The sequence below is a fragment of the Streptomyces sp. NPDC057438 genome (genome assembly GCF_042802995.1).
Lineage (GTDB): Bacteria > Actinomycetota > Actinomycetes > Streptomycetales > Streptomycetaceae > Streptomyces.
The window spans coordinates 130,268-156,808 of sequence record NZ_JBHVDD010000006.1; the positions used below are offsets into that span (position 1 = coordinate 130,268).

A 26,541-nucleotide genomic window follows, 5' to 3' on the forward strand; every position below is an offset into this window, starting at 1 on the left:
CGAGGGGACCATGACGAACGAACGGCTCACGGTGGCGGTACTGGGCCCCGGCGGCGTCGGCGGCCTGCTCGCCGCGCTGCTGGCCCGCGCCGGGAACCGGGTGATCTGCCTGGCCGGGGAGGCCACCGCACAGGTCCTGGAGCGGGACGGCATCCAGGTCACCAGCGCCCGCTTCGGCGAGTTCACCGCCCGCGTGGAGACCGCGGCGGAACTGGCCGAACCCGTCGACGCGGCCCTGATCGCGGTGAAGCACACCACCCTGGAGACCGCCCTGCGCCGGCTCCCGGCACCGGCCCTGGGCCCCGGCGCCCTCGTCGTCCCGTTCCTGAACGGCGTCGAGCACCCGGCGCTCCTGCGCGCCCACTACGGCGACGCCGTCCCCGTCGCCCCCGCCACCATCCGCGTCGAGTCCACCCGGGTCGCCCCCGGCGTCATCGAACACGGCAGCCCCTTCGCGGAGGTCGACCTGACCGGTGACACGGTCCCCCCCGGCCGCCTCACCTCCCTCGCCGGAGCCCTGGAGTGGTCCGGCGTGAGCGCCCGTGTCCTGGCGGACGAGACGGCGGTGCTGTGGGCGAAGATGTCGTTCCTTGCCCCGTTCGCCCTGCTGACGACCCGTCACGGTGTGCCCCTGGGCGAGATCCGCGCGCACCACCGCGCGCAGCTGACCGCACTGGCCGAGGAGACGGCGGCGGTGGGCGCGGCGGTCGGCGCCCCCGTGGACCCGGCCGAGGTGCTCCGCCGCTACGACGCCTTCCCGCCCGCCACCAAGTCCTCCATGCAGCGCGACGCCGAGGCCGGCCGCCCCCTCGAACTGGACGCGATCGGAGGCGCGCTGCTCCGCGCCGCCGAGCGCCACGGCGTCCCCGTCCCCGTGGCGGCCGGGGTGGTGGCGGACCTGCGGGCGGCGGGGCACTGAACCGGGGCCACCCCGACACCGCGGCCGCCGCCCCGGGGCCGCTAGACGCCCCGCACCCCACCCCCCACGCGCACCGCGTGCCGGGCCACCGTCTCGGCGAAGGCGCGGGCCGGAGGGGACAGCGCCGCCCAGCGCCGGACGGCCCATCCGACGGTGAGCGGGGGCAGATCGGGGACCGGGACGAAGCGCAGCCCGGGCCGGCCGGGACCCGTCCAGCCCGGGAGCGCGGGGACGACGGCGGGGCCGACCCCGAGTTCGGCGAGCAGGATCGCGGTGTCCCAGTCGGCGACACCGGCCCCGGAGGTGCTGACGGAGATGCCCAGCTCCCGGTAGGCGGCGCCGAGATGGGCGTAGGAGGTGGAGTTCTGCGGCAGTCCGATGAGCCGCATCCCGTCCAGGTCCGCTCCCTCGATCCGCTCCCGTCCGGCGAGTTCGTCGTCGGCGCGCACGGCGAGCACCCAGGGCAGCTCCGCCACGGCCCGCTGCTCGATGCCGCGCACGGCGGGTCCGAGGGTCAGCCAGGACAGGTCGAGGTCCCGTGCCGGGTCGGCCAGCGCGTCGCGGCAGCCGGCGCTCGACCGTACGGTCTGGAACTCCAGGCCCACGTCCGGGTACGCGCGCCGGAAGTCGACGATGCCCTGGGCCATGAAGTGCCGCACGGTCGTGCCACCGGTGGCGATCCGTACGACTCCGCCGTCGCCCCGCACCATTTCGGCCAGCCGGCGCAGCGCGAGGTCCAGCCCGGTGATGCCCTCGGCCGCCGCCTCCTGGAGCACCCGTCCGGCGCGGGTGGGCACGACCCCACGGGCCTGCCGTTCCACGAGCCCGACGCCGGTCTCGCGCTCCAGCCGCCGTACGTGCTGGCTCACCGCCGACTGGGTGCAGCCCAGGTCACGAGCCACCGCGCTGAGGCTCCCGGCCCGGCAGACGGCCACGAAGACGCGCAGATCGTCGAGGGTCATGGGGGCACCGTACCCAAGGTCAGGCTTGGGTATGAACTCCATCTCCTAGGCTCGACTTGGCCTGGACTTGGCCTCGCCACCCGTCCGTGTGAACCCCGCCCGAAGTGCCAGAAGGAACTCGCATCCCAAAATCGAACAGGCGTACCATTGCCGCGTGGCTAAGACCTATGACTTCCCCAGCGACCTCCTCGCCGGTCAGGAGGAGCTGCATCAGGTCCGGGCCGAGCTCCTGGCACTGCTGAAGCGGCTGCCCTGGTCGGTCGAACCCCTGGACGGTTTCAGTGACGACAACGGCTGGCGGAAGATCGAGCGCCCCGCCTCCCCGGGCTGGACTCCCGACGAGCAGGCCGAGGTGGAGAAGCTCCGCGAGCGCGAGCGCGAGCTGGCGGTCTTCGTGAGCTGCCACCGCTTCTGGGCGGAGGTCGCCACGGAGGAGAAGGTCGACGCCCGGACCCGGCTGAAGCACACGCGCGAGTCCTGAACAGCACGAAGACCCCGGCCGGTCGGCCGGGGTCTTCGTCATCCTCTGGTGGGCATGGACGGTTTCGAACCGCCGACATCCTGCTTGTAAGGCAGGCGCTCTACCCCTGAGCTACACGCCCGAGTACGAGTCGACAGCCTACATCGCGCGAGGCAGTGCCCCGCAAACCGATTGCCGGGGGTTATCCCCACCGTTGTTCCGGGAGCGGCCCGGATCCCCCCGAAGGCGCCCGCTGCGTACGGTCGAAGGACAGCGGAGGTCCAGGCCCCAGGGGGAGATCGTCATGACACGCACGACACGCACGGCTCGTACGGATCGCAGCTCACGCAGGGGCGCGGTGGCCGTCGCCGGGCTCGCCGTCGCGCTCATGGCGTCCGTCGCCGCGTGCGGTGCCGACGCCGGGGAGGACCGGGACCCCGAACACCGGAGCTTCGCCCTGGAGGGGAGGACACTCACGGTCGACTCGGACGACTCCGCCCTCGACCTGGTCCCGGCGGACGTGGACGAGGTCCGGGTGACCCGGTGGTTCGAGGGCCGGGTCATGGTCGGCGGGAAACCGCGGGTGACCTGGGCGATGAAGGACGACCGGCTGACGCTGCGGCTGGAGTGCTCGGGCATGGTCGCCGACTGCTCGGCCAGGCACCGCATCGAGGTGCCGCGCGGGGTCGCCGTCACCGTGACGAGCGATGACGGCAGCGTGAGCGCCGAGGGCTTCGCGGAGCCGCTGGAGGTCCGGTCGGCCGACGGCGGTGTGCGGGTGAGCGACTCCACCGGGCCGCTGGAGCTGCACACCGACGACGGCTCGGTGCGCGCGTCCGGGATCGGGTCACGGAACGTCAGGGTGAGCACGAAGGACGGTTCCGTCGCGCTCGAACTCGGCGTCGTACCGGACCTGGTGGAGTCCCGCAGCGACGACGGCTCGATCAGTATCGGGCTGCCGCGCGAGGCGTCGTACCGGGTGGAGACCGGCAGCGAGGACGGCTCCGTGGAGGTGTCGGTGCCCCGTGACCGGGACAGCTCCCACGTGGTGAGCGCCCACACCCGGGACGGCTCGGTGAAGGTGCGGAACACAGGCTGAACCCGGCCCGGGAAGCGCGAACCGACCGCCCCGTGTTTTCGTCCTCCACCGGTGGGAGAATGGCACCGGTCAGGGTGGATGACAGCACGGGAGAGGGAAGTGACGGCGACACCTGCAGAGCCGTACACGCCGACGGTGCCGAGCGCACAACAACCCCACAGCCGTGCACCACGACCGGCCGACGCGCCCGCGCCGGACCACGCGTCACGGGCCCGCGGGCCCCGGCGGTCGGCGTCCCGGGACGCGGCCGCCCTGCTCGCGCTCCCCCTCCTCGCCGTGCTCGTGCTGCCCGGCGCCTTCGCCGGCGGGGGCACCCGGCGGTGGTTCGGGGGCCGGGCCGAGGGGCAGCGGGCCGAGGCGCAGGCGGCGAAGGACGCGGCGGCGGCCGCCTTCTACGAGCTGGACACCGCACAGCGCGACCTGCGGATCTCGATAGAGACGATCACGGCGGTGGACGACTCGCCGGGCGCCCGCCGGGCGGTCGAGGGCTTCGAGGCGCTGGGGCGGCGCATCAACGAGGTCAGCCAGCAGTACATCAACGCCGTGGACGCCCACGACCTGGACCGGGACGACCTGGAGGCCTCCGTCGCCGCCCGCGCCCGGACCGAGCTGACCGCCGCCAAGGACGAGCTGGGGCGGGTCAAGCAGGAGCTGGACCGTTTCGCCCAGGGACTCGGGCCGCTGCTCGGCACGGCCGAGACCCAGCTGGCCCGGCTGGTCCCGGCGGTGGAGCGCGCCCGGCAGGGCCTGCGCGCCGCCTCCGACGCACTGGACACCGTACGGGCCTCGGAGCTGACGGCGGACGACCTCGCCGCCCGGCTGGCGGCGCTCGCCCCGGAGCTGACCAAGCTCAACCAGGGCGCGGGGCAGCACGGCGTGCGGGAGACGCTGGAGCGGGCGGACCGGGTGGTGCGCGAGGCGGAGGCCGTGCGGGCGGAGGCCGAGCGGCTGCCGGAGCGGGCCGCTGAGATCGATCACCGTCTGGTGTCGCTGCGTACCCGCGCGGAGGCCCTGGGCACCCGGGCGGAACAGGTGCCGTTGGTGCTGAGCGAGCTGCGGCGGCGGTTCGTGGCGGCCTGCTGGCAGGACCTCCAGCAGGTGCCGGACCAGGCCGCACAGGACGTCGAACAGGCACAGCTGAAGCTGCGCGAGGCGCGGGCCGCGCGGGACGCCCAGCGCTGGCCGGACGCGACCTCGCTGCTGTCGACGGTACGGGCGCTGCTGAACCACACCGACGAGGCCGTCTCGGCGGCCGGTGACCGGCTGCGACGGCTGAACGCCGTGCAGAAGGACCCGCAGCAGGAGATCGACCGGACCCGGTTCGCGATCCGGGACGCCCAGCGGCTCGCGATGACCGGCCGCTCCACCCCGGACCCGCGCCACGCCCGCCCGCTGGACGACTCCGTGGGCCGGCTGGACCGCGCGATCGGCTCCCTGGAGGGCCGCCATCCCGACTACTGGCACTTCCTGACCGAGACCGAGGCCGTGCGGCAGAACGTGGCCCGGGTCGTCGACCAGATCCGCAAGGAGCGCGGCGCGGGCGCCGGCTGAGGCGGCCGGCCCCGCCCCGGGGCCGAGGTTGCCCGGCGCCCCCGCGCGACGGATGCTGAAGGGGTACGCAGGCCACCGCTCACACCGGATGGGAGGCGGACATGGCCACGCACGCCACGCACACGCTGCGTCCGAAGGGCCGGCACGCGGGGCCCCGGCGGCGGATCAGCATCGACGAGCATCTGCCCGTCGACCACAGGCTCAGCAGGGTCTACCGGTTCGGGGCGGGCCTGATGGGTCTGTTCCTGCTCGTCTTCGGCATCCTGGGCCTCATCGACAAGGTGGGCTGGTTCGACACCCGGGGCGACGAGGTCGCGGGTCTGAGCACCAACGGCACGCTGAGTGTCCTGTCGATCGCCGTGGGACTGCTGCTGCTCGTCGGCATGGTGATCGGCGGCAACTTCGCCTCCACGCTGAACATGACCCTGGGCGTGCTGTTCATCCTGAGCGGCTTCGTGAACCTGGCCCTGCTGGACACCGACGCCAACTTCCTGGCGTTCCGCATCCAGAACGTCCTGTTCAGTTTTGTCGTCGGCGTCCTGCTGATGACGTTCGGGATGTACGGCAGGGTCGGCTCGGCGCTGCCGCACGACAGCCCGTACTGGCGGGCCCGTCACCCGGAGGAGGCCGAGCGCGAGACGCGGCGCAAGGCCGGTGTGGGGATGGCGAAGCTGGAACGCGCCGACGCCCTCCCCGGGTCCGGGCCGGGATCCGCATCGGGATCCGCGTCGGACGGGAAGGGCGCCGGCTGACACCGCTGAGGCCCGGGGCCGTGGATCAGGTGCGGTACGCGTAGTAGTACGAGTTCGGGTACGAGGCGATGATGCTCTGCACCGAACGGCGGTAGGTGTCCGCGTCGTGGTACGTCAAGTACGGGACGCCGCTGGAGCTGCGGTAGGTCGTCATCATGGAGTGGTCCTTGTCGCCATCCCGGTTGAAGTCGATCTGCAGCACGTCACCGACGTCCATCTGGTAGACGTTCGCCAGCGGGGTGGTGCGCTTGGCGGTCTGGGTGAACCAGGACCACTCGTTGACGCCGATCCACGCGTCGGCCGTACCGTTGGAGGCGTAGTACCAGGTGTCGTACTCCTCCGGCGTGACCTTGGAGATCTGCGTCCAGCCGCCCGCCAGGAGGCCCTGGCTGAGGTAGTTGGTGCAGTCGCCGCCGAGCGAGTTGTACTTGCGGTACGCCGGGTTGTAGTTCTTCCAGTACTTCTCGGTGTACGCGGCCATCGCCTTGTAGTTGTACTTGCCACCGTTGATCGTCTTCGGCGCGGCGGCGGCGGGCCAGCTGGTGGCCGCCCTCGGCGCCTGGTGGACGGCCATCGGGGTCCGGCTCAGCTTGGCGTCGACCGCCGGGACCGCCGGGTCGTTGATGCGCGAGGCGCCGCCGTCGGTGGAGCGCATGGCGGTCAGCTGCCACGTGCCACCGGCCTGGGCGGTGAAGGTCAGCTCGTGGTGCGCGTCGAAGCCCGTGGAGCTGGGCTCGTCGCCGCGTATCTTCTTGTACTTGAGGCTCGTGGTCTCGGTGATCTTGACCGTGGCCTTCTTGCCCTTGAGCTTGGCGCTGTCGACGCTGACCTTGGTGTCGGCAGAGCTGTAGGCCTCACCGAGGGCGTCGAGGCGGGCCTTGGTGCCCTTCAGGGCGGACAGCTTGCCGTCCTCGGCCTTCTTCTGGCCGGACGACAGCGACACACCGCCGGTGGGCTTCAGCGACTTGCGGGCGGCCTTGCTGCCGAGCAGCACGGCCGTGCGGTCGGTCAGCACGTTGTCCGCGACGCGACCGAAGGCGTCCTTGGTCGCCTTGGTGACCTTGGGCGTCGACGCGGCGGCGTTCGCGGCGGCGACGGGCAGCAGCGCGGAGGCCACCACGGCTGCCGCGAGGGTCGAGCCTGCGAGGCTCAACGTCCTTCTTCTCACTGGGAATCTCCTTGACCCCGAGGTGGACTTACCCGGGAACGAATCTTTACATGACCTCCTCAAGCGAAGTGAGGCCGGGGGGTGTAACAAGTGAGCAACATGGGTATGTGTGGGGCTATTTCACGACTGAGGCCCAGTCGGCCGGCGCCTGTGCGGGGTCGAGGCCGCGCAGGTTCGCCAGGGTCTGCGGCGACTGGACGTCCATCCAGTCGGCCAGTTCGTCGAAGGACACGCACTTGACGTCCTTCTTCACGCACACGTTCTTGATGACCTCGTCGACGGCGTTCATGTAGATGCCGCCGTTCCACTGCTCGAAGTGGTTGCCGATGAGCAGGGGTGCCCGGCTGCCGTAGTAGACGCGGTTGAAGCCGGCCATGTAGGTGTCGATGGTCTTCTGCTGCCACGTCGGGTACATGGCGGGGTCGCCCTCGGTGGAACCCTTGGACTGGTTGTGGAGGAAGTTGAAGTCCATCGACAGCGCCTGGTACTCGTCGTCGTACGGGAGCAGCTGCAGCGGGAAGTCCCAGATGCCGTTCTTCTTGCCGGGCCAGACCTGGTAGGCGCCCGGGGAGCTGGCGTCGTAGCGGTAGCCGAAGTCCTTGACGGCCTTCAGCAGGTTGTCCTGGCCCTCCAGGCAGGGGGCCCGGCCGCCCTTGACGGCGTCGACGGTGAAGGGCAGCGGGGCGAGGTCGGTGGCTCCGGTGTTGGTCTTCCAGTTGGCGAGGAAGTCGTTGAACTCCTTGATCTCCTGCTTCCACTCCGCGACACTCCAGTCGCCGCCGCCCTTCTCCCCGCAGAAGTGTCCGTTGAAGTGGGTGCCTATCTCGTTGCCCTCCTTCCACGCCTTGCCAAGCTCCTCCAGCGTGGTGCGGATGTGCTCGTCGGTGGGGTAGCTGATCGCGGCGGCGCCCTTGTCGTGCTGCGGCGGGTCGTAGAGGTCCCGCTTCGCCTTGGGCAGCAGGTAGATGCCGGTCAGGAAGAACGTCATGTGGGCGTCGTACTTCTTCGCCATCTGCCGGTAGTGGTCGAAGAGGTTGTCGTCGCCGGCGAGCGCGCCGTCCCACGAGAAGACGACGAACTGCGGCGGCTTCTCACCCTTCTTGAGCGGTACGGCCTTCAGCCGCCCCTTCTGCGGGCCGGTGTAGGAGGTGGAGCCGTCCCCGATGACCTTGGTCTTGCCGTCCCACACGGGCTCCTTCTTCGCGGACCCCCTGGTGTTCCCGCTGCCGGCCGAGGAGGCGGTCGGCGCGGTGTCGGCCGTGCGGTTGAGCACCATGTAGCCGCCGACCAGCGAGGCGACCACCAGGAGCGCGGCCAGGGTCAGGAACTGCGGGCGCGTGGTTCGGCGGCGCTGCGGGCGTGCCTTGCGACGGCGGCCCTTGTGCTGCTTGCTGCCAGAGTTCATGTGCGGCTCATTCTGCGAGGGTGGCGGGTGCGGGTGCTCATCGGTGGTCAGCCGATACTCATCGCACGGGACCAGATGTCGTAGGGGACACCGGAATTGGGTGTTCCGGCGATCCCGCCGAGCCGCAGCGGCTCCAGGCTCTTGGTGAGGTCGATGCGGTAGACGACCACGGCGGTCGACACCTTCTCGGCCGTTCCGACGTACCAGGCGGCCTTGTCGTCCTGGGTGGTCCCGCCCTTGGCGGCCACCTCGTAGGACGCGGCGCCGGGCGAGGTGGGGTGGGCCGTGCGGAAGGCGTCCGTGAGCGCCGAGGTGACCTCGGCGGCCACGTCGGCGCCCACCGCTCGTTCGGGCTTCGGGGTGTTCAGGGGGACCCGGGACCCGTTGTGGGTCATCTTGCGCACGGAGTACGGCTCGGTGTGCCTGCCCTGGGCGGCGAAGGTGCTGTAGCCGCTGGCCATGCGGATCGCGCTGGGCGTGGCGCTGCCCACGGACAGCGCGGGCACCTGGGCCCCGAAGCTGGAGGGGAGGAATCCGGCCGCCTCGGCGGTCCTGCGCACCTTGGCCAGCCCGGTGTCCATGCCGAGCTGCATGAAGGGGGTGTTCACCGATCGGGCGAGGGCGTCGTGCAGGCTGATCGGGCCCCAGGACTTCTTGCCGTCGTTGTGGGCGGAGACCCGGTCGCCGTCCCGGTCCCAGTACGGCCCCTCGGGGGTCGTCACCGGGACGGCGTCGTTGCCGTCGTAGACCGTCTGCGGGGTGACAGGTGTAGCCGCGCCGCCGCGCTCCTTGACGACGCCGTGTTCCAGCCCGGCGGCGTAGACGAACGGCAGGAAGGCGGAGCCGGACGGGACGGTGGTCGCGTTCGACTCGTTGTAGCCCTGTCTGCGGTGGTCGGGGCCGCCGTAGACGGCCAGGATCCGCCCCTTGGAGTCGACCGAGGAGGCGCCGAAGTGGGCTGCCTTCGCCTTCTTCGGGTTCTTCTTGGTCACTTCCTTGCGTGCCTTGGTGACGGCGTCGGTCAGCCCGGTCTGCCGGTCCTTGTCGAAGGTCGTGTAGATCTGGTAGCCGCCCCGGTCGAACTCCTGGGCGGTGATGTTCGCGGCCTTCTTCGCGTACTGGGAGGCGAGCTCCACCAGGTAGTCGCTCTGCTTGCCGGTGTCGTACTGGTTGGACGGGTCGACCGGCTCGGGGAACTTCGTGTACTTGGCGCGCTCGGCCTTGGACAGCTTCCCGAGGTTCACCATCCGGTCCAGGATGTACTCCCAGCGCACGACCGTCCGCGCGCGGTTGGCCTTGCTGAGGGAGGGGTCGTAGAGGCCGGCGCCCTTGAGCAGGGAGGCGAGGACGGCCGCCTCGCTGACGTTCAGCTCGCTGACGTCCTTGCCGTAGTACGCCTGGGCCGCGCGCTGGATGCCGTAGGTGCCGCGGCCGAACCAGCTGGTGTTGAGGTAGCCCTCCAGGATCTCGTCCTTGCTCATCTGGTTGTCGAGTTTGAGGGCGATCATCGCCTCGTCGAACTTGCGGCCGAGCGAGCGGTCCTGGGACAGGTAGACGTTCTTCACGTACTGCTGGGTGATCGTCGAGCCACCCTGGGTGTCGCCCTCGCCCACCGTGCGGACCAGGGCGCGGGTGATGCCGCTCACGGATATGCCGGGGTCGGAGTAGAAGCTCGCGTTCTCCGCCGCGAGCACCGCCCAGCGCACGTCCTCGGGCACGTCCTTCAGCGGCATCGCCTGCCGGCGCACCCAGCCGGTACGGGCCATGGGCGTGCCGTCGGACCAGAAGTACACGTTGTCCTGCTGGGTGGCGAAGGTGTTGAGGTCGGCGGGTATGTCCGTGGCGGCGTAGGCGACGGTGAGGAACATGCCGCTGGCGCCCACGGCCAGGCCGGCGGCCCCCAGCGACTGCCGCCAGGACGGCACCCAGCGGCGCCAGTCCGCCCGGCCCGGGCGCGGGTACTGCGGGCGCATCCGGCTGACGAAAGGCGCGAAAGGGGCCAGCCGCGCGCCGGCGACGGCGGTGAACCTGGCCAGAACGGACGGCCTCGGCGCCTTGCGCCGGCCTCGTCCGCCCGGTTTCGGCTGTTCCTGCGGGAGGTCGAACGAACCCGGCTCGGGCAGCCTCAGCTGCATGGTCTCGTCCGGCGGGGCAGGGGGGAGCTTCAACTGCATGGTGAGGTCCGACTCCCGGACCCCCTCCGTCCGCCCCTCCCCCGGGGCACGCCGACGGCGTGCGCGGTCCTCGCCCTCGGAACCGGCCGGGTTTCCCTGCCTAGCCAAGGCGGACCCCCTCGTGCGGGCGGCCCGAGCGATGCGCGGCAACGATTCGGCGGTGCGCGGCAACCTTTCGCCCACGCACGGCAACTGTTCGACCAGGAGACGTGGCTCCCGATCGGCAAAGGACAGCGGTCATGACTGTCCCCCCTCCCCACTTGGCATCGCCCGTGTGGTAGGTCACAGCCGCCACTCGCGCGGCCATGAGCCCCCTGTTCCCCCAGCCTTCCGGCCTCCACACAGCGACCACAAATTATCAGTCACTTTCACAACTGCTTCTGTCAGTAGCGTGAAAATCTGGCCAGTGTGACCGACCAGCCATTGTGCAGGACCCTTGCCGCCGCGCGGACGGCGGTTAGCCTGGGCCCATGCCTCGCTACGAATACCGCTGCCGGACCTGCGGCGACACCTTCGAACTGAGCCGCCCGATGGCCGAGTCGTCCGCCCCCGCGGACTGCCCCGACGGCCACTCCGACACGGTCAAACTCCTGTCGACGGTCGCCGTCGGAGGTTCGGCCGCCGCGTCCGCACCGGCGCCCCGGGCGGGCGGTGGAGGTGGCGGATGCTGCGGCGGCGGATGCTGCGGTTGATCAACACACTCCGATCAACGGCCACCGCCCCGGGAGCGTTCATCGGACCCCTGCGGTACGGGCCCGTTTAAGCATACTTTCAGCCAGGCCCCCGGGTGCTCACCGCCCCCTCAGGCTCTCTTCAGCTTCGTTCACCTAGCGTGCCCCCATGACAGCCATGCAAGAGGAGTCGATGAGCGGCGCGCCCCAGTGGATCATCGGTCTGATGGATCTGCTGGGCGCACCGGGCGCGGGCATCGCCGTCGCGCTGGAGAACCTCTTCCCGCCGATCCCCAGCGAGGTCATCCTCCCCCTCGCCGGGTTCGCCGCGAGCACCGGACAGATCAACCTCCTGGCGGCTCTGCTGTGGACCACCGCGGGTTCCGTCGTGGGCGCCCTCGCCCTCTACGGTGTCGGCGCCCTCCTCGGCCGCGACCGCACGGTCGCCCTCGCCGCCAGGCTGCCCCTCGTCAAGGTCTCGGACATCGAGAGGACGGAGGCGTGGTTCCTCAGGCACGGGACCAAGGCGATCTTCTTCGGCCGCATGATCCCCGTCTTCCGCAGCCTGATCTCCGTACCGGCCGGCGTGGAACGCATGCCCCTGCCCGTCTTCACCCTGCTCACCACCCTGGGCAGCGCCCTGTGGAACACGGCCTTCGTCCTGGCCGGCTACTTCCTCGGGGCCAACTGGACCGAGGTGACGGCGATCGCGTCGACGTACTCGAAGATCGTCCTGGGCGGAGCGGGCCTGGCCCTGCTGGTCTTCGTCCTGGTCCGCTTCCTGAGAAGGGGCGACTCCTCAGGGGCGCGGGGAACTGCGCGACGAACCACGACACACCCGCAGTCCGCCGATCACCACACCCCCTGACCGGCACAGAAACCCACCCCGGGTTCAGCACTGCCGCACGGCCCGCAGGAACTCCCGAAGGATCCGCTCCCCGGCCAGCGCCCCCCGCTCGGGCAGCGCAGTCACCCCGGGCCCCATGAACCCCTCGTCCGCCAGCTCCCCGTGCCCGGGCCGCCAGGCCCGGTCCGCCGCGAGCAGCAGATCCGCGTCCAGCAGGGAGTCGCCCGCGGCCAGCGTCAGCTCGACCCCGGTCCGCCGCGCGACCTCCCGCATCGCCGCCGACTTGGTGAGCGGCTTCGGCACGGCGTAGATCTTGCGTCCCTGGAGGGACACGGTCCACCCCCGGTTCTCGGCCCACACCGCGAGGTTTTTCACCCACTCCTCGGGCAGCAGCTCCCGCTCGACGACGAGATAGACGAACAGGTCCTCCGCGACCCGGTGCTTGCGCACCCACGCCGGGTCCGCCGTGGCCTCCAGATGGGCCCGCACCTCGTCGAGCGGCGCGCACTCGTCCGCGAGCCGGGCGGTGACCCGCTGGTGCCAGGCGACATCGGTGACACCGTCCACGAGCAGATGCCCGCCGTTGGCGCAGATCGCGTAGGCCGGTTCCGGCCCCGGCAGATTGATCCGCTGGTACTGCTTGCGCGTCCGGGTCGTCGTCGGCACGAACACCGCCGCGTCCCCCAGCTCGGCGAGCAGCCCGGCGGCCGTCTCCGTCATGTACGACAGCGGCCTGCTCTCGTGCACCTCGACGGTGAGCAGCCGGGGCGCCCGCGCGTCCGGCATGGTCAGCGCGAGCGCGGCGGCCGAGTAGATGAGCGTACGGTCGAGATCGCTCGCGACGAGGACGCGGGGACCGGGCATCAGACCGTCACCGCCCTGCCGTCGGCGCCGGTCGCGCCCCGCGTGTACTGCGGGTGGATCAGCCCCACGCACGTGTACGGCAGTTCGGCCACCTCTTCCACCGGTACCCCTCTCTGTTCGGCGAGCAGACGTACGTGGTCGAGGTCCGCGCCCGCCCCGGCCCGCGCGAGGATCTTCCACGGTACCCGGCGCAGCAGCACCCGAGTGGTCTCGCCGACACCGGGCTTGACCAGGTTCACGTCGTGGATGCCGTACTCCTCGCTGATGCGCTCGACGGCCGCCCAGCCCTCCCAGGTGGGCGCGCGGTCGGCGGCGAGCAGTTCCCCCACCCGGGTGTCCACGGTGGCCGTGACCTCCTCGAAGCGGTCGGAGACGGCGTCCAGGAAGGCCACCGACACATCGTCGCCGGCCAGCTCCCGGTAGAACTTGGCCCCGTGGAAGTCGTCGGGCCCGACGAGGTCCGCGCGCAGCACGGTCCGCGATATCAGCCCGGAGACGGTGGAGTTGAGGCAGGCGGACGGGATCAGGAAGTCCTCCCGCGTCCCGTACGTCCGCACGCACGAGCCCGGGTCGGCGAGCACGGCGATCTCCGGGTCGAAGCCGCCGATGCCGTCGGTCTTCTCGAACTCCAGCAGTGCGGCGGCGAGTTCACGGGTGATCGCGCCCTTGCCGGTCCAGCCGTCGACGAACACCACGTCGGCGGGGTCGTGACGGGCCGCCAGCCAGCGCAGCGCGTTGGCGTCGATGCCACGTCCGCGCACGATGGACACGGCGTAGTGCGGTACGTCGATGCCGTGCCGGTACCGCGCCCACCGCCGCATCAGCACGCCGACCGGCGTCCCGGCCCGCGCCAGCGACACCAGGACGGGCCGAGCGGACCGCTCGGCCAGCACGGTCTCGGTCACCACGCCCACGGCCGACGCGATCCGCCCGGCGGAGGTGTCGAGGGCGCTGTGGAAGAGGGCCTGGTACTGCTCGCTCGGCTGGTACTCGACCGGCAGGGACTCCGCGTAGTGGGCGCCCCCGCTCTGGATCGCCTCCTCCCGCTCCTCGGTGGGCGCCTCCAGCGTCACGTCCGAGAGGTCCCGCAGCAGCCAGCCCACCTCGTCGGCCGCGTAGGAGGAGAAGTCGGGACCGCGCAGGGGGTCGGGGAGCATGGAGGGCCTTTCGGTGAGGCGCGGGTCGGCGTGCGCCGACGCGGGGTGTCCGGTGGTACGGGCGGTCGGCGCCGGTGTCCGGCCGGGCGGCGCGGACCCGGGTGTTCCGGGCATGTCGGACGCTTCCGCGGTCCCCGCGGCGGCCGGCCGGCTCGCGTGGGTGGACCCGCTCGCGTGGGCTTGCGCGTCCGGGAGTGCGGGCTCGCCGGTGCCGGCCGACCCCTGGGCTCCGGCGTCCGCGGACCGCCGCTCGCCTTCGCCCACCGCGCCGGTGCCCGGCCGGGGCCTGCTGTCGGGGCGGGGCCGGGACGGCGGGACGTACGACGGCACCACGGCGAGCAGCACGGCGGGCACCTGGGCGGCCAGGGCGGCCAGCAGTCCGTCGTCGGCGTGCAGGGCGGGCGTGTCGGCCATCGAGTCGACGACGGCGACCACGGCGTCGAAGCCTCCGCCGGCCACGTTGTAGGCGTACCGCTCGCCCGGCCCGTCCGCCGGGTCGTCGTGGGCCGGGAAGACGATGCGGCTGCGTATCGCGTAGCCGGGGTCGTCGACGGCCAGGACGGGTGACCGGGTGGTGGTGGAGAACCTGATCTCCGTCCCGCCCGGGCCCTCCGCCCGCCTGTCCACCAGCAGCTCCAGTTCGCGGGCCAGCGCCAGCGGCGCGTACATCAGCTCCTCGAAGCCGAGGACGAGCACCCGCCGGGCCGTCGGCGGCAGGGCCTTCGCGAGGCGTGCGGCCATCCCGGGCAGCGCGCCCTCCAGGCGGGCGCGGTGCGCGGGGGTGAAGCCGTGCCGCCCGCCATCGGGCACGCCTTCGGGCCACCCCAGCCCGACCCGGGTGACCCGTGAGACGTCGCCCGTACCGGCCGGTCCGGGCGACGCGGTCTCGTAGCGCGCGACCAGCGCCTGTCCCTTCTGAAGGACGCCCTCCGGCAGCCGCACCGTCCCCTTCGCCGCGGTGACCAGGTCCACCCGCGCGCCGATCTCCCGGGCGAACTCGGTCAGCCGCCCCTGGTCGGCGGCCGAGCGCATGTCGACCAGCGCCACGACGACGTACCGCTCGCGGGGATAGCGGTCGTGCAGCGCGCGGACGGTGTTGAGGACCGTGTTCCCGGTGGAGAACTCGTCGTCGACGAGCACCAGCGGCCCGGGCCCCGCGAGCAGGGCGGGGTCCTCCGGCAGCAGCAGGTGCGAGGTCGCGTGGGAGTGGGACTCCTCGAAACCGCCCGCCCGGCGGACGCCCTCGACCGGGCGCCGGGTGGAGTGGAGGTAGGGCGCCTCGCCGAGTCCGTCCGCGACCGAGTGGCCGAGCCCGGTGGCCGTCTCGGCGTACCCGAGGACGACCGCGGTCCGCGCCCCGGCCTCTCCCAGCAGCTCCCGTACCCGGCGGCCCAGCGCGAACCCGTGCCCGTGGACGACGGCCGGCGACTGCGGCACGTGCTTGCCGAGGACGTTGGAGACCAGCAGGTGCGCCCGCTTGGGGTTGCGCCGCAGGGCCAGGCCCAGCAGCCCGCTCAGCTCCTCGTCCCCGACCAGGTCGACCCCGAGCCGCGCACGGACCCAGGTCCCGGACCAGACCCCGCCGGACGGTCCGGGCGTACCTGTCGTGTCGTTCGCTGCGTTGATCATCGATTCCTCAGTCGTGGCGGTCAGTCGGGCAGACCCGCGGCCAGCAGGTCCACGAACCCGATGTCCTCGTTGGCGACACCGAACACCTCGGCACGCTGCAGAACCCTTTCTGCCCAGGCGCGGTGCGGTTTGACCTCGTTCATCTTGTTGCGGGACGCGGACCGCAGGACCCCGCCCCCGTGCCGGTCGGGCCGAAGGATGTCCTGCGCGTCGCCGAACTCCTCGTGGCTGACCACGTACAGCGCGTGCACGGGCAGGACGTGCGACGGGTGGATGCAGGTCTTGCCGAGCAGCCCGTTGGCCTGGTCCAGGGAGATCTCGCGCAGCAGACCGTCCAGCGCGTGCTCGATGAGCGACTCACGCAGCTCCCCGGCCCGGTTGGCCAGGAAGGGGCTGGTGCGCAGCTGCGGCTTGAACATGCGCTCCTGTACTCGAAAGTACTCCCACACCGGCCCGGTCACCGTGAACCCGGTGCCGTCGGCCCGTCCGAGCACGTTCACCACGTCCGCGATCACGGAGGCGACGATCTGGACGTCGTAGGCGGTCATGTCGGGGGCCCGGCGCAAGGCGTAGGAGGAGCAGAAGTCGGTGACGCCGAGGCGCAGCGCGAGGACGCGGTCGCGGTACTTGTCGACGGTGTGGGCGATGCCCTGGAGCGCTTCTACGCGCGTCTCCCTGTACATCAGCTCCGGCGACTCCAGCACCGGCATACCGAACAGCCGCCGGCCGCTCGCGGCCTCGGCGGCGGTGAGCGCCTCCAGGAAGGCGACGCCCCGCTCCTCGGTGAACTTCGGGAAGACGAACCCCGACAGCAGGCGCACGGCAGGGCCGAAACGGCGGACCAGGTCGGGTATCTGCTCGGGGAGGCGGACCCTGATGAACAGCAGCGGAAGGTCGGCATCCGGCCGCTCGGCGAGGTCGGCGAACTGGCGGACGAGATTCTCCTCGGCGTCCGCGACCTCCGCGTCGCCGATGGAGTCCTCCAGGCACAGCACCATGGAGACCACACCGCGTCCGGCCTGCTTGACGACGTCGTCGGCCAGCCGTTCCCTGGTGGCCGGGCTGTAGAGCGTGGCGCCGAGCGCGGCGGCGAGCACCCGGGCCGGGGAGTCTGCGTCGAAGGCTTCCGGCTCCCGGTAGAAGAGACGCTGGCGTCGCTCAGGGGCGATGTGCCCGAAATGACGCATGTGGTTCCCCCGTGGCTGCTGGGCGTCCGGTCACGATCGTGGCCGGTAATAGTACGTACAAATGTGTGACATCAGTTCCCGCCGGGCGTGAAGTTCTGGTAACCCGGCCGTGTCGGGCGTCCAACATCTCCACCGGCGGTTCGCCGCCCCCGCGTTGTCGTGATCAGGACCGAGAGGGCAGGATGACCGCATGACGCACGCGATGCTGAAGGGGTCGAACATCCCGATCGAAGCCACGGCGGTCCGCGCCGTGCTGCGCTGGTCGCCCGGGCAGGGCGTACCGGTGGTCGACGCCTCGGCGCTGCTCCTCGGCCCCGACGGCCGCGTACGGTCCGACGAGGACTTCGTCTTCTACAACCAGCCGCGCCACCCCTCCGGCAAGGTGTGGCGGCTCGGCCAGAAGCGGGTGGCCGAGGGCCCCACCGACACGATCCAGACCGACCTGGCCGGTGTCGAGTCCGCTGTCGGCCAGATTCTCCTGGTGGCCTCCGCCGGGGACGTCACCTTCGACCGCGTGCCGTCGCTGCGCATCCTGCTGTACGACGCCACGGTCGCGGACGCCGAACCGCTGGCGTACTTCGACGTCAAGCCCGAGACCGGCGAGGAGACCGCCCTGATCTGCGGCGAGCTGTACCGTCGCGGCGGCGGCTGGAAGTTCCGCGCCCTCGGCGAGGGGTACGTCAACGGCCTGGAGGGGCTCGCCACGAACTTCGGCATCATGGTCGACGAGTCGACCGCCGCCGGGGCCGACCAGACCGCCACGACGCAGACCCCGTCCCCCGAGACCTCCGCCCCGCTGCCTCCCGAGCAGCCCCCGGCCGGCGTCCCGGCCCAGCCCGGGTACGGCTACCCGCCGGCGGCCGTCACGCAGCAGTCCGCCTACGGCTATCCGCACCCCCAGCCGACCCCGGCCACCACCAACGGCCCGGCCTACGGCTATCCCCAGCCCACGGCGGCGGCCCTGGACCCCGACTTCCGCCTGCCGCCGCAGGGCCCGCAGTTCATCGGCCGCTGAGCACCGGGGGCGTCAGGAACGCTCGGCCTTGCTCTTGTATCCCCGCCCCCACTGCAGTCCCCAGCCGTACAGCCGGTCCAGCTCGGCCTGGAAGCCGTAGACGAACTTCACCTCCCGGCGCACGGTGATCTCGCCCTTGACGTTCTCGATCAGCACCACGGCGCAGGACCGGGCCTGCGGGTGCCTCTCGTCCAGGCCTATCTCGATGCGCGGGCCGTTGCTCGGGTACAGGGTCACGATGGCGTGCGTACGGTCGAAGGCGGGCGTCTGGTCGTAGATGTAGACGAACACCAGCATCCGCCGGAAGGCGTCCCGGTGGTCCAGGTTGATGTACATCGTCTCGCCGGACCCCGACCCGAACCGGTCGTCCCCGCTGAGCCGCATGTACGGCGGCTCGTTGATGTCCCCGAGGAAGCCGCCCAGCGGCTGCACGACCCCCTTGGTCCCGTCGGCCAGCTCGTACAGACAGCCGAGGTCGAGGTCGACGTTGACCATGCTCCGGCTGTGCGCCTGGACCTCCTCCGGCCGGAGCGCCTTGAAGGGGTGCCGCAGCACGCTCTGCCGCTTGGGCCCGCCGATGTCGGAGGTCCGCATCCGCCAGGACAGGTTGACGCGCAGATGGCCCGCCGCCGCGTTCTGCTTGGAGAGGGAGACCTTCTGGTGCCGCTTGGTCAGCTCGATCGCGTTGGTCGCCGCGTTGCCCGCGTCGAACTCCGAGGCCCGCCCCCGCCAGAGGTTGTCCAGGAAACTCATGCCCGCCCCACACCCGCCGTCTCGTCGCGTCAACCACCAGCGGGGCGGCCGACGAGGAGGAGTCCTCGTCTGCCGCCCCGCTCAGATCCTGCCCTCACCGCACGGGTGGTCACACCCCGGAGGAGACAGCCGCCTTGTCGGCGGCGTCAGCTTTTCCCTCTTCGGCCGCCAGCGCCTTGTTGCGGCGCACGGAGGACCAGAAGGACCAGGCGATCAGGATGACACCGATGGAACCGGTGATGAACTCGTTGATCTCGTACTGGATGGTGACGAGCAGGATGCCGGCGAGGGCACCGATCGCGTAGTGGGCGCCGTGCTCCAGGTAGACGTAGTCGTCGAGGGTGCCCTGGCGGACCAGGTACACGGTCAGCGACCGGACGTACATCGCGCCGACACCGAGGCCCAGCGCCATCAAAACAATGTCGTTGGTGATGGCGAAGGCGCCGATGACACCGTCGAAGGAGAAGGACGCGTCCAGGACCTCCAGGTAGAGGAACATGAAGAACGCGGCCTTGCCGGCGAGGGCGACGGCCGAGCGCGGCTTGCCGGTACGCGCCGCCTCTTCCTCCTCCTCGTGCTCGCGCTCCTCGTCCTCCTCCAGCTTGTTCTCGAAGTAGCCGGAGAGACCACCGACGATGAGATAGGTGATCAGACCCGCGAGTCCGGAGATCAGGACCGTCTGCGCCTTGTCGGCATGGGTGCCGCCGTGCTGGTGGGCCTGGGTCGCGAAGGTCATCGAGGTGATCAGCAGGATGATCATCGCAATGCAGGCCGACAGCATGTCGATCTTGCCCAGCTTGGCCAGCGGACGCTCCAGCCAGCCCAGCCACTTGATGTCCCGGTCCTCGAAGATGAAGTCCAGGAAGATCATCAGCAGGAACATACCGCCGAAGGCCGCGATCGACGGGTGCGCGTCGGTCACGTACTGCTGGTACTGGTCCTTGTCGGTCAGCGCCAGGTCGACGGCCTCGATCGGCCCGAGCTGGGCACTGATGGCGACGATGACGACGGGGAAGACCAGCCGCATACCGAAGACGGCGATCAGGATGCCGATGGTGAGGAAGATCTTCTGCCAGAAGGCATTCATCTTCTTCACGATCCCGGCGTTGACCACCGCGTTGTCGAACGACAGCGAGATCTCCAGGACGCACAGGATCGCGACGAGCCCGAGCGCCGTCCATCCGTCGTAGAGAACAGCTGCTACCAAGCCGAGCGCGGTGACCGCGAACGACCAGCCGAAGGTTTTCAGAACCACTGGCTACCCAATCGTGTGTGTACGGCGTTCCCCCGCGCCGCGCGCGGCTTTACGAAACTTTGAACCCGAAGTGTAGTCGGGCGCCCCGCGCACCCCACGCGGCCCCGGTTTTTGCGCATAAAGCGCTACGACACGTTCACACCGAAGTCGAGTGCGATGCCCCGAAGACCGGACGCGTACCCCTGTCCCACCGCCCGGAACTTCCATTCCCCGCCGTAGCGGTAGACCTCGCCGAAGATCATCGCGGTCTCCGTGGAGGCGTCCTCGGAAAGGTCGTAACGAGCGAGTTCCTGACCGTCGGCCTGGTTGACGACGCGGATGAAGGCATTGCTGACCTGGCCGAACGCCTGGCCGCGGTTCTCGGCGTCATGGATGGAGACCGGAAAGACGATCTTGTCGACGGTGACCGGCACCCGGGAGAGGTCGATGATCAGCGACTCGTCGTCGCCGTCGCCCTCACCGGTGAGGTTGTCACCGGTGTGCTCGACCGAGCCGTCCGGACTCTTGAGGTTGTTGTAGAAGACGAACCACTCGTCGCCCAGCACCCGGCCGCCCTGGCAGAGCAGGGCGCTGGCGTCGAGGTCGAAGGGTGCCCCGGTGGTGGTTCTGACGTCCCAGCCGAGACCGACCAGCACGTGCGTGAGGTTCGGCGCGGCTTTGGAGAGGGAGACATTGCCTCCCTTGGCGAGTGTGACGCCCATGGTGCTGGTCCTCCCCGATTTTCGAGCTTCAGTTGCTCAGCTGTTCAGTTGTGTGCGTACGCGCGGACCGCCCGCCCCCGTCGTACGAGCGCGTCCGGCGCCGCTGTCGGTGACGACAGCGGCGCCGGACGTGGTGAGTCGGCGAGCCCAGGGGGCTACTTCCCCCGTGACTCAGACGTTCACACCGAAGTCCTGGGCGATGCCGCGCAGACCGGAGGCGTAGCCCTGGCCGATGGCGCGGAACTTCCACTCGGCGCCGTGCCGGTACAGCTCGCCGAAGACCATGGCCGTCTCGGTGGAGGCGTCCTCGGAGAGGTCGTAGCGGGCGATCTCCGCCTCGCCGGCCTGGTTCACCACGCGGATGAAGGCGTTGCGGACCTGGCCGAAGGACTGCTGGCGGTTCTCGGCGTCGTAGATCGAGACCGGGAAGACGATCTTCTCGATCTCGGCCGGGACGGTCGCGAGGTTGACCTTGATCTGCTCGTCGTCGCCCTCGCCCTCACCGGTGAGGTTGTCACCGGTGTGCTCGACCGAGCCATCCGGACTCTTCAGGTTGTTGAAGAAGATGAAGTTGGCGTCGCTGCTGACCTTGCCCGACGCGTCCAGCAGCAGGGCACTGGCGTCCAGGTCGAAGTCGGTACCGGTCGTGGTGCGGATGTCCCACCCCAGTCCGATGATGACCGCGGTCAGGCCCGGCGCCTCCTTGGTCAGCGATACGTTGCCGCCCTTGCTGAGGCTGACTCCCACGAGGTCCTCCGTTTGGTCTCAGGGGCGGGGAGCCCCTGCGTTGCGTTGGTGTCGGATCAACGTGTCGATCCTAATGACGGGTTCCCGATCCCCGTAGGGCTTGGAACCGAAGAATCACAGGGTGTCGAGGGCGGCGAGGTACTCGTTCAGGTCGCGGGCGTCCGGCAGGGCGTTGACGACCGACCAGCGGACGACGCCCTCCTTGTCGACGATGAAGGTGCCGCGCACCGCGCAGCCCTTGTCCGCGTCGAACACGCCGTACGCCCGGGAGACCTCGCCGTGCGGCCAGAAGTCCGACAGCAGCGGGTACTCCAGGCCCTCCTGCTCGGCGAAGACCCGCAGCGTGTGGATCGAGTCGTTCGAGACCGCCAGCAGCTGCACGTCGTCGTTCACGAACTTCGGCAGGTTGTCCCGCAGCTCGCACAGCTCACCGGTGCAGACGCCGGTGAACGCGAACGGGTAGAAGAGCACCACCACGTTCTTCTCGCCGCGGAAGTCCGCGAGCCGCACGGTGGCCCCGTGGTTGTCCTTCAGCTCGAAATCGGGAGCCTTGTCGCCGACCTGGATCGCCATGATGTTCCTGAGTCCCTTCATGGACCGTTCGGGTGGCCCAGCCTACGCAGGGCAAACGCCGCGCCCCCGGAGGGGTGGCCCCGAGGGGCCTCGCTCCGGGGGCGCGGGTTCACGTCACTACTTCTTCGACTTCGCCGCCTTGGGCGTCACCAACCGGCTCCCACTCCAGTCCTTGCCGACACTGACGCTCTTCGACGCGGACAGCCCCGCGGTCGTCGCGGCTTCGGAGATGTCGCTGGGCTCCACATAGCCGTCCCGCCCGGTCTTGGGCGTCAGCAGCAGGATCGAGCCACCTTCCTCGATGTACGTGGTGGCGTCCACCAGTACGTCGGTCAGGTCGCCGTCGTCGTCTCGGAACCACAGCACGACGGCATCGGCCACGTCGTCGTAGTCCTCGTCGACGAGCTCACTGCCCACGACTTCCTCGATGGACTCGCGGAGCTCCTGGTCTACGTCGTCGTCGTAGCCGATCTCCTGGACCACCTGCTCGGGCTGGAACCCCAGCCTCGCGGCAGGGTTCGTCCGCTCCTCCGCGTGGTCCGCGGTCGCGCTCACGGGTTGCCTCCTGATCATGTTCGGGTGGGGTCGCCCCCTGGGGAATGAGCCACGCGCGTGCGCGAAGCAATGGCCGTAGTCCACACGGGCGGGACCGATCGCGCAAGTACCCAGCCTTCCAGACCGCCGAAACGGTGACGATCCGGGCCGTGTCACCGCAACTCTCTGCGGCCATTCACCGCCTCACGTGACGCACGCCACACCGTTCTGCCCGTTTTGCGCATTCGGCAACCATCCGGGGGTACGAGCATCGAATACCTTTACTACCTTTGTCGAGCGGGCGACCGTCCTGGTTACCTCTCGGTAGAGGTGACGTTTACGTCCTTGAGGTACACGATGGGGGCGGTGCAGGCACCTAGAGAACACCCTTGCAGAACCCCTGAAGAGCGGCCCTCTGACAGCTAAGGAACAGCGTGGCTTCCGGATCCGATCGCAATCCGATCATCATTGGCGGCCTTCCGAGTCAGGTCCCTGACTTCGATCCCGAGGAGACCCAGGAGTGGCTCGACTCGCTCGACGCCGCCGTGGACGAGCGCGGCCGTGAGCGCGCGCGCTACCTGATGCTCCGGCTCATCGAGCGGGCCCGTGAGAAGCGCGTGGCCGTGCCCGAAATGCGCAGCACGGACTACGTCAACACCATCCCCACCAAGGCCGAACCGTTCTTCCCCGGCAACGAGGAGATCGAGCGGAAGATCCTCAACGCGACCCGGTGGAACGCCGCCGTGATGGTGTCGCGCGCCCAGCGGCCCGGTATCGGCGTCGGCGGCCACATCGCGACCTTCGCGTCCTCCGCCTCCCTCTACGACGTGGGCTTCAACCACTTCTTCCGCGGCAAGGACGAGGGCGACGGCGGCGACCAGATCTTCTTCCAGGGCCACGCCTCCCCCGGCATCTACGCCCGCGCGTACATGCTGGACCGGCTCGACGACCGGCAGCTGGACGCCTTCCGCCAGGAGAAGTCGAAGGCGCCGTACGGCCTGTCCAGCTACCCGCACCCGCGGCTGATGCCGGACTTCTGGGAGTTCCCGACGGTGTCCATGGGCCTCGGCCCGCTGGGCGCGATCTTCCAGGCACGGATGAACCGGTACATGGAGGCCCGCGGTATCGCGGACACCTCCAGGTCCCATGTGTGGGCGTTCCTCGGCGACGGCGAGATGGACGAGCCGGAGTCGCTCGGCCAGCTCACGATCGCCGCCCGCGAGCACCTCGACAACCTGACCTTCGTGGTGAACTGCAACCTCCAGCGCCTCGACGGCCCGGTGCGCGGCAACGGCAAGGTCATCCAGGAGCTGGAATCGGTCTTCCGGGGCGCCGGCTGGAACGTGATCAAGCTGGTCTGGGACCGCTCCTGGGACCCGCTGCTCGCCCAGGACCGCGACGGTGTCCTGGTCAACCGGATGAACACCACGCCGGACGGCCAGTACCAGACGTACGCCACCGAGACGGGCTCGTACATCCGGGACCACTTCTTCGGTGACGACCACCGGCTGCGCGCGATGGTCGAGAACATGACCGACGACCAGATCCTGCACCTGGGCCGCGGCGGTCACGACCACCGCAAGATCTACGCGGCGTACAAGGCGGCCTACGAGCACAAGGGCCAGCCGACGGTCATCCTGGCGAAGACGGTCAAGGGCTGGACCCTGGGCCCGAACTTCGAGGGCCGCAACGCCACCCACCAGATGAAGAAGCTGACGGTCGCCGACCTCAAGGGCTTCCGCGACCGCCTCCACCTGCCCATCTCCGACAAGGAGCTGGAGTCCGGCGCGCCGCCGTACTACCACCCCGGGCGGGACTCGGAGGAGATCCAGTACATGCACGACCGCCGCAAGGGGCTCGGCGGGTACGTCCCGACGCGTGTCGTGCGCGCGAAGCCGCTGCCGCTGCCCGCGGACAAGACGTACGCGAGTGTGAAGAAGGGCTCCGGTCAGCAGTCGATCGCCACGACCATGGCGTTCGTTCGCCTGCTGAAGGACCTCATGCGGGACAAGGAGATCGGCAAGCGTTTCGTGCTGATCGCCCCTGACGAGTACCGCACCTTCGGCATGGACTCGTTCTTCCCGAGCGCGAAGATCTACAACCCGCTCGGCCAGCAGTACGAGGCGGTCGACCGCGATCTGCTGCTCGCGTACAAGGAGTCGCCGACGGGCCAGATGCTGCACGACGGCATCTCGGAAGCGGGCTGCACGGCCTCCCTGATCGCGGCCGGTTCGGCGTACGCCACGCACGGCGAGCCGCTGATCCCGGTCTACGTCTTCTACTCGATGTTCGGTTTCCAGCGCACCGGCGACCAGTTCTGGCAGATGGCCGACCAGCTGGCGCGCGGCTTCGTCCTGGGCGCGACCGCCGGCCGGACGACCCTGACCGGTGAGGGTCTGCAGCACGCGGACGGGCACTCGCAGCTGCTGGCGTCCACCAACCCGGGCTGTGTCGCCTACGACCCGGCGTTCGGGTACGAGATCGCGCACATCGTGAAGGACGGCCTGCGCCGGATGTACGGCGAGACCGCCGACGGCAAGCCGGGCGAGGACGTCTTCTACTACCTCACCGTCTACAACGAGCCGATCCAGCACCCGGCCGAGCCGGCGGACGTGGACGTCGAGGGCATCCTCCAGGGCATCCACCGCTACCGGGCCGGCACGGAGGGCTCGATCCCCGCGCAGATCATCGCCTCCGGTGTGGCGGTGCCGTGGGCCGTCGAGGCGCAGGCGATCCTCGCCGCCGACTGGAACGTGAAGGCGGACGTCTGGTCGGCGACCTCCTGGAACGAGCTGCGCCGCGAGGCCGTCGAGGTGGAGCGGCACAACCTGCTGCACCCCGAGGAGGAGCAGCGCGTCCCGTACGTGACGAAGAAGCTGAGCGGCGCCGAGGGGCCGTTCGTGGCCGTCTCCGACTGGATGCGGTCGGTGCCGGACCAGATCTCGCGCTGGGTGCCGGGCACGTACCAGTCGCTGGGCGCGGACGGCTTCGGCTTCGCGGACACACGGGGCGCGGCCCGGCGCTTCTTCCACATCGACGCACAGTCGATCGTGGTCGCGGTGCTGACCGAGCTGGCCCGTGAGGGCAAGGTCGACCGCTCGCTGCTGAAGCAGGCCATCGACCGGTACCAGCTGCTCGACGTGGCGGCGGCGGACCCGGGTGCCGCGGGAGGCGACGCATAGCATCCGCTGCACGGTCAAGGGGTGGTGAACCGGTGGTTCACCACCCCTTCACGTTTTCTACTATGCGCCCATGAAGCAGCGAACGGTCCCGGCCCAGGTCCGGTGGGAGCAGCACACTCAGCGGCCGCTGTTCGTTCTGGCGGCCCTGTTCGCGGTGGCGTACGCCGTGCCGATCGTCCGGCCCGACGTGAGCACGGACGTGAGGTGGTGGTGCGATCTCGTCGAGTGGGGGGTGTGGGCCGCCTTCGCCCTCGACTACCTCGTGCGGCTCGCGCTCACCGACCGGCGCCGGGAGTTCGTGCGGACACGGTGGCTGGACCTGGCGGCCGTGGTGCTGCCGATGATCCAGCCGCTGCGGCTGCTGCGGGTGGTGGCGACACTGCTGCTGGTCGGGCAGCGGGCGCGGATGGCCTCGCAGATAAGGCTCACGACGTATGTCGTCGGCTCGGTGATCGGGCTGCTGATATTCGGTTCGCTGGCGGTGCTGTCGGTGGAACGCAACGCGCCCGGCGGGAACATCGACACGCTGGACGACGCGGTGTGGTGGTCGTTCACGACGATGACGACGGTGGGGTACGGGGACCACGCACCGACGACCGGGCTGGGGCGGGTCCTGGCCGTCGGGCTGATGCTGTCCGGGATCGCGCTGCTGGGTGTGGTGACGGCGAACATCGCGGCGTGGTTCATGGCGCGGTTCGAGAAGGACGACGCGGAGGAGCGGCGGCAGACCGCGGCGATAACCGAGCTGACGGAGGAGGTGCGGCTGTTGCGGGCGGAGATGGCGTCGTTGCGGTCCTCCGCGACGGGGGTGCCGGAGCAGCGCCACTGAGTTTGGGGGCGCGTTGCCGGGTGCGGGTGCGGGTCCGTCGTGGCTGGTCACGCAGTTCCCCGCACTCCTGAGAAGCAGGGGCTGCGCCCACTGCTTCTCAGGAGTGC

General features: G+C 70.2%; 23 protein-coding genes and 1 tRNA gene. 10 read left to right on the plus strand and 14 right to left on the minus strand.

Annotation, left to right across the window (positions count from 1 at the left end; genetic code table 11):
- Positions 1 to 10 precede the first annotated feature (10 nt).
- Positions 11 to 919 (plus strand): ketopantoate reductase family protein, encoded by a 909-nt coding sequence (locus ACFU5F_RS06340; RefSeq protein ID WP_383882739.1) that lies wholly within the window; start codon positions 11 to 13, stop codon positions 917 to 919.
- A 41-nt stretch (positions 920 to 960) separates the two neighbouring features.
- Here ACFU5F_RS06340 and ACFU5F_RS06345 read toward each other — a convergent pair whose 3' ends face one another.
- Complete coding sequence (locus ACFU5F_RS06345; RefSeq protein WP_383882742.1) at positions 961 to 1,881, minus strand: LysR family transcriptional regulator; 921 nt, start codon at positions 1,879 to 1,881, stop codon at positions 961 to 963.
- A 154-nt stretch (positions 1,882 to 2,035) separates the two neighbouring features.
- On the opposite strand from ACFU5F_RS06345, the gene ACFU5F_RS06350 reads away from it, so the two are divergent.
- Entirely contained in the window at positions 2,036 to 2,362 is a 327-nt protein-coding gene (locus tag ACFU5F_RS06350; RefSeq protein ID WP_013004011.1) for a hypothetical protein, read from the plus strand.
- A gap of 46 nt (positions 2,363 to 2,408) precedes the next feature.
- Here the strand turns inward: ACFU5F_RS06350 and ACFU5F_RS06355 are convergent.
- A tRNA-Val gene (locus tag ACFU5F_RS06355) sits at positions 2,409 to 2,483 on the minus strand.
- A gap of 162 nt (positions 2,484 to 2,645) precedes the next feature.
- Between ACFU5F_RS06355 and ACFU5F_RS06360 the strand changes: the two genes are divergently transcribed.
- The 3 genes from ACFU5F_RS06360 to ACFU5F_RS06370 all read left to right on the plus strand — a co-directional run bounded on the left by ACFU5F_RS06360 (position 2,646) and on the right by ACFU5F_RS06370 (position 5,743).
- Positions 2,646 to 3,440 (plus strand): DUF4097 family beta strand repeat-containing protein, encoded by a 795-nt coding sequence (locus tag ACFU5F_RS06360; RefSeq protein WP_383882746.1) that lies wholly within the window; start codon positions 2,646 to 2,648, stop codon positions 3,438 to 3,440.
- A gap of 99 nt (positions 3,441 to 3,539) precedes the next feature.
- The gene (locus tag ACFU5F_RS06365) at positions 3,540 to 4,991 is read left to right on the plus strand and encodes a hypothetical protein (RefSeq protein WP_383882748.1); all 1,452 of its coding nucleotides are present in this window, start codon (positions 3,540 to 3,542) and stop codon (positions 4,989 to 4,991) included.
- 101 nt (positions 4,992 to 5,092) lie between these two features.
- Entirely contained in the window at positions 5,093 to 5,743 is a 651-nt protein-coding gene (locus tag ACFU5F_RS06370; RefSeq protein ID WP_383882751.1) for a DUF4383 domain-containing protein, read from the plus strand.
- A 25-nt stretch (positions 5,744 to 5,768) separates the two neighbouring features.
- On the opposite strand, the gene ACFU5F_RS06375 is transcribed toward ACFU5F_RS06370, so the two are convergent.
- The 3 genes from ACFU5F_RS06375 to ACFU5F_RS06385 form a co-directional block, all read right to left on the minus strand.
- The gene (locus ACFU5F_RS06375) at positions 5,769 to 6,911 is read right to left on the minus strand and encodes an amidase domain-containing protein (RefSeq protein ID WP_383882754.1); all 1,143 of its coding nucleotides are present in this window, start codon (positions 6,909 to 6,911) and stop codon (positions 5,769 to 5,771) included.
- A 115-nt stretch (positions 6,912 to 7,026) separates the two neighbouring features.
- A complete protein-coding gene (locus ACFU5F_RS06380) occupies positions 7,027 to 8,316 on the minus strand; it encodes a hypothetical protein (RefSeq protein WP_383882757.1) in 1,290 nt (429 codons plus the stop codon).
- Between the two features lie 47 nt (positions 8,317 to 8,363).
- Positions 8,364 to 10,490: a transglycosylase domain-containing protein gene (locus ACFU5F_RS06385; RefSeq protein ID WP_383882798.1), complete on the minus strand. Its 2,127-nt coding sequence runs from the start codon at positions 10,488 to 10,490 to the stop codon at positions 8,364 to 8,366.
- A 470-nt stretch (positions 10,491 to 10,960) separates the two neighbouring features.
- On the opposite strand from ACFU5F_RS06385, the gene ACFU5F_RS06390 reads away from it, so the two are divergent.
- Together ACFU5F_RS06390 and ACFU5F_RS06395 are read left to right on the plus strand one after the other, a co-directional pair.
- The gene (locus ACFU5F_RS06390; protein WP_383882760.1) at positions 10,961 to 11,182 is read left to right on the plus strand and encodes a zinc ribbon domain-containing protein; all 222 of its coding nucleotides are present in this window, start codon (positions 10,961 to 10,963) and stop codon (positions 11,180 to 11,182) included.
- A 157-nt stretch (positions 11,183 to 11,339) separates the two neighbouring features.
- Entirely contained in the window at positions 11,340 to 12,029 is a 690-nt protein-coding gene (locus ACFU5F_RS06395) for a DedA family protein (RefSeq protein ID WP_383882801.1), read from the plus strand.
- A gap of 24 nt (positions 12,030 to 12,053) precedes the next feature.
- Here ACFU5F_RS06395 and ACFU5F_RS06400 read toward each other — a convergent pair whose 3' ends face one another.
- The 3 genes from ACFU5F_RS06400 to ACFU5F_RS06410 are packed head-to-tail and all read right to left on the minus strand — an operon-like array spanning position 12,054 to position 16,845.
- Positions 12,054 to 12,872: an HAD family hydrolase gene (locus ACFU5F_RS06400; RefSeq protein ID WP_383882763.1), complete on the minus strand. Its 819-nt coding sequence runs from the start codon at positions 12,870 to 12,872 to the stop codon at positions 12,054 to 12,056.
- On the minus strand, positions 12,872 to 15,658 hold the full coding sequence (locus tag ACFU5F_RS06405; protein WP_383882766.1) for a phosphoribosyltransferase domain-containing protein: 2,787 nt from the start codon (positions 15,656 to 15,658) through the stop codon (positions 12,872 to 12,874). The genes ACFU5F_RS06400 and ACFU5F_RS06405 overlap by 1 nt, the downstream gene beginning before the upstream one ends.
- Before the next feature lie 20 nt (positions 15,659 to 15,678).
- The gene (locus ACFU5F_RS06410) at positions 15,679 to 16,845 is read right to left on the minus strand and encodes an HpcH/HpaI aldolase/citrate lyase family protein (protein ID WP_383882769.1); all 1,167 of its coding nucleotides are present in this window, start codon (positions 16,843 to 16,845) and stop codon (positions 15,679 to 15,681) included.
- A gap of 190 nt (positions 16,846 to 17,035) precedes the next feature.
- On the opposite strand from ACFU5F_RS06410, the gene ACFU5F_RS06415 reads away from it, so the two are divergent.
- Positions 17,036 to 17,860: a TerD family protein gene (locus ACFU5F_RS06415; protein ID WP_383882772.1), complete on the plus strand. Its 825-nt coding sequence runs from the start codon at positions 17,036 to 17,038 to the stop codon at positions 17,858 to 17,860.
- A gap of 12 nt (positions 17,861 to 17,872) precedes the next feature.
- Here the strand turns inward: ACFU5F_RS06415 and ACFU5F_RS06420 are convergent, their stop codons facing one another.
- The 6 genes from ACFU5F_RS06420 to ACFU5F_RS06445 form a co-directional block, all read right to left on the minus strand.
- Positions 17,873 to 18,613 (minus strand): Tellurium resistance, encoded by a 741-nt coding sequence (locus tag ACFU5F_RS06420; RefSeq protein WP_383882775.1) that lies wholly within the window; start codon positions 18,611 to 18,613, stop codon positions 17,873 to 17,875.
- 109 nt (positions 18,614 to 18,722) lie between these two features.
- Positions 18,723 to 19,868 (minus strand): DUF475 domain-containing protein, encoded by a 1,146-nt coding sequence (locus ACFU5F_RS06425; RefSeq protein WP_383882777.1) that lies wholly within the window; start codon positions 19,866 to 19,868, stop codon positions 18,723 to 18,725.
- A 125-nt stretch (positions 19,869 to 19,993) separates the two neighbouring features.
- Entirely contained in the window at positions 19,994 to 20,569 is a 576-nt protein-coding gene (locus tag ACFU5F_RS06430) for a TerD family protein (RefSeq protein ID WP_005478759.1), read from the minus strand.
- A 171-nt stretch (positions 20,570 to 20,740) separates the two neighbouring features.
- Complete coding sequence (locus tag ACFU5F_RS06435) at positions 20,741 to 21,316, minus strand: calcium homeostasis/redox stress adaptation protein (RefSeq protein ID WP_005478762.1); 576 nt, start codon at positions 21,314 to 21,316, stop codon at positions 20,741 to 20,743.
- A gap of 114 nt (positions 21,317 to 21,430) precedes the next feature.
- Positions 21,431 to 21,889, minus strand: coding sequence for a peroxiredoxin (locus tag ACFU5F_RS06440; protein WP_383882803.1), 459 nt, complete (start codon positions 21,887 to 21,889; stop codon positions 21,431 to 21,433).
- A gap of 117 nt (positions 21,890 to 22,006) precedes the next feature.
- Positions 22,007 to 22,444 carry a DUF3052 domain-containing protein gene (locus ACFU5F_RS06445; protein WP_020115348.1) on the minus strand — a complete coding sequence of 146 codons (438 nt, stop codon included), beginning with the start codon at positions 22,442 to 22,444 and terminating at the stop codon, positions 22,007 to 22,009.
- A gap of 413 nt (positions 22,445 to 22,857) precedes the next feature.
- On the opposite strand from ACFU5F_RS06445, the gene aceE reads away from it, so the two are divergent.
- Both aceE and ACFU5F_RS06455 read left to right on the plus strand, forming a co-directional pair.
- Positions 22,858 to 25,605: a pyruvate dehydrogenase (acetyl-transferring), homodimeric type gene (gene aceE, locus ACFU5F_RS06450; protein WP_383882781.1), complete on the plus strand. Its 2,748-nt coding sequence runs from the start codon at positions 22,858 to 22,860 to the stop codon at positions 25,603 to 25,605.
- A 70-nt stretch (positions 25,606 to 25,675) separates the two neighbouring features.
- Positions 25,676 to 26,434, plus strand: coding sequence for a potassium channel family protein (locus tag ACFU5F_RS06455; protein ID WP_383882784.1), 759 nt, complete (start codon positions 25,676 to 25,678; stop codon positions 26,432 to 26,434).
- Positions 26,435 to 26,541: the final 107 nt, after the last annotated feature.

Excerpts from the sequence above, each read along its gene's own strand:
- ACFU5F_RS06340 (WP_383882739.1), top strand. The coding sequence starts at position 11 with ATGACGAACGAACGGCTCACGGTGGCGGTACTGGGCCCCGGCGGCGTC.
- ACFU5F_RS06345 (WP_383882742.1), bottom strand. The coding sequence starts at position 1,881 with ATGACCCTCGACGATCTGCGCGTCTTCGTGGCCGTCTGCCGGGCCGGG.
- ACFU5F_RS06360 (WP_383882746.1), top strand. The coding sequence starts at position 2,646 with ATGACACGCACGACACGCACGGCTCGTACGGATCGCAGCTCACGCAGG.
- ACFU5F_RS06370 (WP_383882751.1), top strand. The coding sequence starts at position 5,093 with ATGGCCACGCACGCCACGCACACGCTGCGTCCGAAGGGCCGGCACGCG.
- ACFU5F_RS06380 (WP_383882757.1), bottom strand. The coding sequence starts at position 8,316 with ATGAACTCTGGCAGCAAGCAGCACAAGGGCCGCCGTCGCAAGGCACGC.
- ACFU5F_RS06385 (WP_383882798.1), bottom strand. The coding sequence starts at position 10,490 with ATGCAGTTGAAGCTCCCCCCTGCCCCGCCGGACGAGACCATGCAGCTG.
- ACFU5F_RS06390 (WP_383882760.1), top strand. The coding sequence starts at position 10,961 with ATGCCTCGCTACGAATACCGCTGCCGGACCTGCGGCGACACCTTCGAA.
- ACFU5F_RS06395 (WP_383882801.1), top strand. The coding sequence starts at position 11,340 with ATGCAAGAGGAGTCGATGAGCGGCGCGCCCCAGTGGATCATCGGTCTG.
- ACFU5F_RS06400 (WP_383882763.1), bottom strand. The coding sequence starts at position 12,872 with ATGCCCGGTCCCCGCGTCCTCGTCGCGAGCGATCTCGACCGTACGCTC.
- ACFU5F_RS06405 (WP_383882766.1), bottom strand. The coding sequence starts at position 15,658 with ATGATCAACGCAGCGAACGACACGACAGGTACGCCCGGACCGTCCGGC.
- ACFU5F_RS06410 (WP_383882769.1), bottom strand. The coding sequence starts at position 16,845 with ATGCGTCATTTCGGGCACATCGCCCCTGAGCGACGCCAGCGTCTCTTC.
- ACFU5F_RS06415 (WP_383882772.1), top strand. The coding sequence starts at position 17,036 with ATGACGCACGCGATGCTGAAGGGGTCGAACATCCCGATCGAAGCCACG.
- ACFU5F_RS06420 (WP_383882775.1), bottom strand. The coding sequence starts at position 18,613 with ATGAGTTTCCTGGACAACCTCTGGCGGGGGCGGGCCTCGGAGTTCGAC.
- ACFU5F_RS06430 (WP_005478759.1), bottom strand. The coding sequence starts at position 20,569 with ATGGGCGTCACACTCGCCAAGGGAGGCAATGTCTCCCTCTCCAAAGCC.
- ACFU5F_RS06440 (WP_383882803.1), bottom strand. The coding sequence starts at position 21,889 with ATGGCGATCCAGGTCGGCGACAAGGCTCCCGATTTCGAGCTGAAGGAC.
- ACFU5F_RS06455 (WP_383882784.1), top strand. The coding sequence starts at position 25,676 with ATGAAGCAGCGAACGGTCCCGGCCCAGGTCCGGTGGGAGCAGCACACT.